This window comes from Sulfitobacter sp. (assembly GCF_041552635.1).
GTDB lineage: Bacteria > Pseudomonadota > Alphaproteobacteria > Rhodobacterales > Rhodobacteraceae > Sulfitobacter.
The window spans coordinates 1-5,665 of record NZ_JBFEKM010000209.1 but is presented as its reverse complement, the minus strand read 5'-3'; the positions used below and the strand labels follow the sequence as shown (position 1 = coordinate 5,665).

Below are 5,665 nucleotides of genomic sequence, written 5' to 3'. Positions count from 1 at the left end.
GGTGTTGATTGCGGCCATGAACATTGTGTCCGGCTTGATCATGCTTGTGAAAAACAAAGGTCGCGATATCGGTATTCTGCGCACCATGGGGCTTAGCGAAGGGTCCATTCTGCGGGTGTTTTTCATCTGCGGGGCTTTTACGGGGATCATTGGCACCGCTATGGGCGTGATTTTAGGCTGCTTGTTTGCGATCTATGTGGATCAGATATTCGGCGTGGTGAACTGGCTTTCGGGGGGCACGGCGTGGGATGCGTCAGTGCGGGGCATCTATTTTCTGCCGGCCAAGTTGCAGTTTAATGACGTGATGTCTGCTGTGGGCCTGTCGCTGGGCCTGTCCTTTATTGTCACGATCTTTCCGGCGCGGCGCGCGGCAAGGATGAACCCGGTTGAGGCGTTGCGCTATGAATGATCCTGTGTTGCGGCTTTCGGGCATCAAAAAGGCCTATAACGCAGGCAAACCGACCGAGGTGTCTGTCCTGCGCGGGATCGACCTGACCGTTGAACCGGGCGAAGTCGTGGCACTTGTGGCCCCCTCGGGGGCAGGTAAATCGACACTGCTGCATATCGCAGGGCTGCTTGATACACCCGATACAGGCACGGTCGAGATTGCAGGCCATGATATGACCGGCCAATCCGACCGAAAACGCACCGGCGTGCGGCGGCGTGATGTGGGGTTTATCTATCAATTCCACCACCTGCTGCCCGAATTTTCCGCGCTTGAAAACATCGTTTTGCCACAGCTGGCCAACGGGATCGGGGCAAGCGCGGCCCAGACCCGCGCGATGGGCCTGTTAGAGCAGGTCGGCATAGCACACCGCGCCAGTCACCGGCCTGCTGAATTGTCAGGCGGCGAACAGCAACGGGTGGCGTTTTGCCGTGCGCTGGCCAATGCGCCGCGCCTGTTGCTGGCGGATGAACCGACGGGAAACCTTGATCCGACGACATCGGATCAGGTGTTTGGTGCGCTGATGGATCTGGTGCGCAGCACCGGGCTTTCTGCTGTGATAGCGACCCATAATCTTGAGCTCGCCAGCCGTATGGACCGCCAGATCAGGCTGGACGCCGGTCTGTTGGTACCAGTTTGAGGCCATTTTAAGACGCAATTAACATAAAGTTTCCTTGGTCTGACCCCAAACAGGTCAACGTCCTGCGGCATGGTAATCCGATATCAGGATCTTATTATGTCATCCATTCTAATCATGCTCTTGGCGGCTATTGGGCCGATGCTGGCGATCTTTGACCCCATTGGGGGGGAGGAGGACGATGAGGAGTCTGAGGAGCTACCGCTCAATTCTGGCCCTGTAGATGCAACAAATGACACCGTCATCGACGGTGATGACGGGCAATCGGCAGGCAACACGACACCCAGCTTTTTCGAAGGGCTCGGCGGGAATGATACGCTGACCGGCAGTATGCTTGATGATCGGTTGATCGGCAGCTTTGGCGCTGATGTGATTTCGGGCGGCACTGGCAACGATACCCTGTTCAGCGGCAGCGACACCCTTGGAGAGGGGGACGACGGCGCAGCGGACCTGCTGGACGGTCAGGCGGGTGACGATGTGTTGATGCTGGGCGGCGGCGACACCGGGATTGGCGGCGAGGGGGCAGACAGCTTTACCATGCTGTCGGATGCGCAGGGCAATATTACCGTTGGCGACTACGATCCGACACAGGATGCGCTGGTGGTTGAGACAACCCAAGAAGATGTTACCATTCTGGGCCAAACCATTGAAAATGGCGCATTGCGGGTTTCACTGAGCAGCGGCTTGTCCATTACATTGCCGGGCGTTGAAAATCCGATCAGTGACAATGCGATCCTGTTCGTGATGGCTAACCCCTTGCGGGGCATCAGCTAACGGGGGCGATTACTTGGAAAAAATCGGTTCGGAATTTTTGATAACTCCGGTGATCCCCGCTCAGGGACCGGTTGTGTGGTAATCTGGCGTGGGCCACGCGAAAGCGCATCAGCCCCTCGCCAAGTGCATGAAAAACATGTTATTGAATGGTTGAATACCAAAGCTTCCTTGTCAATTGATCCAGATCATGGCGCAGCCCAAACCCAACAGCAAATCTAATACATTGCCCCAAAAAGGAACCCCCCAAATGCGTCTGTCCCTGATTGCCATCCTGCCTTGTATCTTGACCATTGCAGCCTGTGTTGCCCCCGATATGCCAGAACAATCCGATGGGGCTGCGTTCTTTGCCGACAATTGCGTTTCCTGCCATGGGCGTTCGGCCAAAGGTGACGGCCCCCTTGCGGCCGGTCTTGCCAAAGCACCGCGCGATCTGACCTTGCTGGCGCGCGACAATGGCGGGCGCTTTCCCGAAACCAAGACGTTGGCTTATATCTATGGCGATCCGCTCGACAACCACATGACCCGCGTGATGCCCGAGTTCGGCGAGGACATGGCGCTGGATCTGGTCCCCGTTGATCTTGACGGCCAAATCACCCCGACACCGCGCGTTTTGGCGGGCCTGTTGATCTATCTGGAAAGCATCCAGCGCTAATCGCAGATCCCGCGCAATTCGACCCCGTCCCACGGCATGCGCACATCATAAGCGCGGCTTTGGGGCAGGGGTTCGACAGGCATCGCCTGACCGATCAGCGCATGCAGCCGCTTGGTGCGCGGCGCTTGCGGGGCCAGCGCGCGACAGCAGACGAATTCCTCGACGATGGCCCCTTGTTGTTCGAATGCGAAGTCGGTGAATCTGGTTTCATTTTGCAAATCAAACAGATACGGGTCTGCCATCCCGCCATGTTCACGCGCGGCACGCAGCGGGGAATAGCCTGTCGTCGCGCGGTTCTGCCACTGCCAGATATGGGTCAGTTCGTGGCTGAAAATCATCGTGGCAATAAGGCCGATTTTATCCGGATAATCCGGTAGATAGTCGTCCAGATACCAATCCTCGTCAAACAGCACCGTGTTCCACAACGCGATTGCAGCGGGCTTGGTCGTGATGACTTCGCCAACCTTTTCGGGGGGCAGAATGCGTTCGCGACAGGTGGTGCGCGGGCGGGTCTTGCGGGTCATGGTGACCGCTTTTGACGGCGCGCCATCGTGCAGCCGCACTTGCCGGAGGTTCAAAGTTTCACCCATGATCGTCTGGGCAAATGCCTGTTCGTTCACCGTCAACGGACGACCACACGAGGCCAGCAACAGCAAAAGAACAAGAGCACGTTTCATGCCCCGACGTTGGGCGAATTTCACCAGCCCTTCAAGCAAATTCCGCGTTACCGTGCAAAGGTCGCCGTGGCCAATGCGACGGGCTTGCCCGAGGGTTCGGCGATGATGGTGCAGCGGGTGAACATCATTGATTTTCCGGCCCGCGTTACCTCGGCCTCGGCGCGCAGGGTCTCTCCGCTCGCGGGGCGCAGGAATTGCGTATCAAGGGTGACGGTGCCGACAGGGGCCAGCGCATCCAGATGCCCCATGCAGGCCATGACCATCGCCGTGTCGGCCAGTGCTGTCATCGCTTGGCCTGATACGATCCCGCCGGTTCGGTTCAGGTCCGGTGTGATGGGGATGGTAAGGATCGTGCGGTCTGGCCCGATTTCCGTGACCGTGGGGTGCAGCGCCATGACCCAAGGGGCGAAATTTTCGGTCAAGATGGTCTGGGCGGTTTCAGGTGTCATAGGCTGGGTCCGGTGTCTGGGGCAGGGCGCGTGGGGTGTCACCCACCCTACGCCGGACGCGGGGTGGGGTTTCAAGTCAAAACGGTGGGGCTACTTGACCTTTTTGCCCGCGATCAGCGTGCCGTCTTTCATACCGCTGTTGGCGGTGGCCAGCACTTTGACCTTTTCTTTTTTGGGTTTCTTGGTCTCTTTGTTGCCTTTGTTTTTCTCTTTGGACATGGGGTTCTCGTTCACAAAAGGTTCCCGAACGGCGGGTGCCCATCGGGTAGATGCTCAGAGGGCAGGGGCGCAATGCGCGCGGCGGGTCCGGTGAGGCAACAGGCGCATGGCCTGTGAATATAAAGTGGGCCTGCCCGAGCCATTACGCAAGCCCCCACGTAGGGTGGGTGTCAACCCACGCGTCGCCACCTTCCAATCCAAACGCAACGTCAAAACCGCGTCCGACCTCGGGCCGAGACAAACAAAACCGTTGCTTAACTTAGATTTATAGTCCGCAACCCCTGATCATTCGAAGCCCCTTCCCTTCCCCATGGGGGAAGGGAAGGGGCTATTCGCCAAAGGCCATTGGATACAGTTTGGGAAGTGTCTGGGTATGGTCGGAGTTTCCTGCTAACTTTACAATTAGTGTGCGCGTTAGTCTTTTAGACTTAAGAAGTGTTCCGCCAACCGAATTTTTGAAGGCTGAAAAATGGGATCGGTTGGAATGGATAACTCCTTCCCTTCCAGCTGCAAATATTCATCACCTACCTTAAGTTCTTCCTTCAAACGTTTTGAAAGGCGAACTCGATTTTGGCTATCGATCGACAATAAATGGCTGTCAAAGAGAGCATGAATATCTCTTCTTAACAAAAGGCCATTTGGTATCTCATGACTTACTGTTTCGGAAAACGCCGAGATATGCGCCGCTTCAAGACAAACTTCTACAGCGGTTCCTGTTATCGCGCACTTGTTTTGATATGCGCTCAGTAGAGCCATTCTAAAGATGTTTTGTCCAACCCTTACTTTCGCGCTCTGCCGGTATTTAAAGCCACTTTGAATTTCGGCGAACCCGTGCTCCGAAAGTGTACTTGAAGCCGGATATGTGGTCACTCTTTTATGCTTCTCAAAAAGCTCCAGAAGCGGCCTCACATGGATAGCGTCCTGATAATAGCCTTTTCCAGTTACAATATTTTTCGACCAGTCTTTTGGCACGTCAATCCAATGTTCTTTATCGAGAAAAACCGGGTCAACTAAAATTTTGAAGCCAACTAGGGTTTGGTTGTCAACAGTGCTGGATTTTTTATACTTCATCACTCTATGGATAAAGTCTTTTTCGGTTTCCACGCCATTGGAAAGTCCCAAACTTTCCCAAGCGGTCTGGATCGTAGCCTCTCCCGCACTCGCTAGCACCCCAAAGCCACCAATCTTGTCGATAGGTGATTTCCGGCGGAAAAAGAAAATGCCCCCAATGTCGATTGCTTTAAAGTGTTGGCGAGATGGTTGCCAAAAGTTGACCTCTTTCAAATCCGGTTGAGACTTACAGAAATCGAACCAATCATGGTCCGTGTTGCCAATATAGAGATCTTTAGCCAAATTAAGTCTCCTAGTAAGCTTTCACTGTGCTCTCAAACATCCAACTCCTCCACAAACTGCGCATTATCCTGAATATACTGATAGCGCAGTTCGGGCTTTTTCCCCATCAGGCGCTCCACCAGATCGCCGGTCTGACCGGGGGTGTCTTCTTGTACCGTGACACGGATCAGTTTGCGGGTGCCCGGGTCCATCGTGGTTTCCTTGAGATCCTTGGCGTCCATCTCGCCCAAGCCCTTAAAGCGTTGCAGGTCGATCTTGCCTTTGCCGCCAAGGCCCTTTTCCAGCCACATGTCCTTTTCCGCGTCGTCAGACACATAGACGCGCTTGGCCCCTTGGGTCAGGCGGTACAACGGCGGACAGGCCAGATACAGGTGGCCCGCGTCGATCATCGGGCGCATCTGGGTATAGAAAAACGTCATCAGCAGCGCCGCGATATGCGCGCCGTCGACATCCGCGTCG

The 5,665-nt window shown here is 55.5% G+C and carries 8 protein-coding genes and 1 pseudogene; 4 read left to right on the top strand and 5 right to left on the bottom strand.

The window, feature by feature from the left end:
• The 4 genes from ABYT07_RS18405 to ABYT07_RS18390 form a co-directional block, all read left to right on the top strand.
• The coding region (locus ABYT07_RS18405; RefSeq protein ID WP_372993474.1) for an FtsX-like permease family protein at positions 1–409 on the top strand (409 nt) is incomplete at its 5' end.
• Positions 402–1,085 (top strand): ABC transporter ATP-binding protein, encoded by a 684-nt coding sequence (locus ABYT07_RS18400; RefSeq protein ID WP_372993473.1) that lies wholly within the window; start codon positions 402–404, stop codon positions 1,083–1,085. The genes ABYT07_RS18405 and ABYT07_RS18400, both read left to right, overlap by 8 nt.
• A gap of 96 nt (positions 1,086–1,181) precedes the next feature.
• The gene (locus ABYT07_RS18395) at positions 1,182–1,856 is read left to right on the top strand and encodes a calcium-binding protein (RefSeq protein WP_372993472.1); all 675 of its coding nucleotides are present in this window, start codon (positions 1,182–1,184) and stop codon (positions 1,854–1,856) included.
• A 247-nt stretch (positions 1,857–2,103) separates the two neighbouring features.
• Positions 2,104–2,508: a cytochrome c gene (locus ABYT07_RS18390; RefSeq protein ID WP_372993471.1), complete on the top strand. Its 405-nt coding sequence runs from the start codon at positions 2,104–2,106 to the stop codon at positions 2,506–2,508.
• On the opposite strand, the gene ABYT07_RS18385 is transcribed toward ABYT07_RS18390, so the two are convergent.
• The 5 genes and pseudogenes from ABYT07_RS18385 to ABYT07_RS18365 form a co-directional block, all read right to left on the bottom strand.
• Entirely contained in the window at positions 2,505–3,185 is a 681-nt protein-coding gene (locus ABYT07_RS18385; protein ID WP_372993470.1) for a hypothetical protein, read from the bottom strand. The two genes, ABYT07_RS18390 and ABYT07_RS18385, sit on opposite strands and share 4 nt — an antisense overlap.
• Positions 3,186–3,232: 47 nt before the next feature.
• Positions 3,233–3,634, bottom strand: coding sequence for a PaaI family thioesterase (locus tag ABYT07_RS18380; RefSeq protein ID WP_372993469.1), 402 nt, complete (start codon positions 3,632–3,634; stop codon positions 3,233–3,235).
• Positions 3,635–3,724: 90 nt separating this feature from the next.
• Positions 3,725–3,868 carry a hypothetical protein gene (locus ABYT07_RS18375; RefSeq protein ID WP_372993468.1) on the bottom strand — a complete coding sequence of 48 codons (144 nt, stop codon included), beginning with the start codon at positions 3,866–3,868 and terminating at the stop codon, positions 3,725–3,727.
• A 399-nt stretch (positions 3,869–4,267) separates the two neighbouring features.
• Entirely contained in the window at positions 4,268–5,206 is a 939-nt protein-coding gene (locus tag ABYT07_RS18370; RefSeq protein WP_372993467.1) for an HNH endonuclease, read from the bottom strand.
• Positions 5,207–5,238: 32 nt separating this feature from the next.
• A pseudogene (locus ABYT07_RS18365) lies at positions 5,239–5,665 on the bottom strand (DNA topoisomerase IV subunit B); the annotation flags it as partial.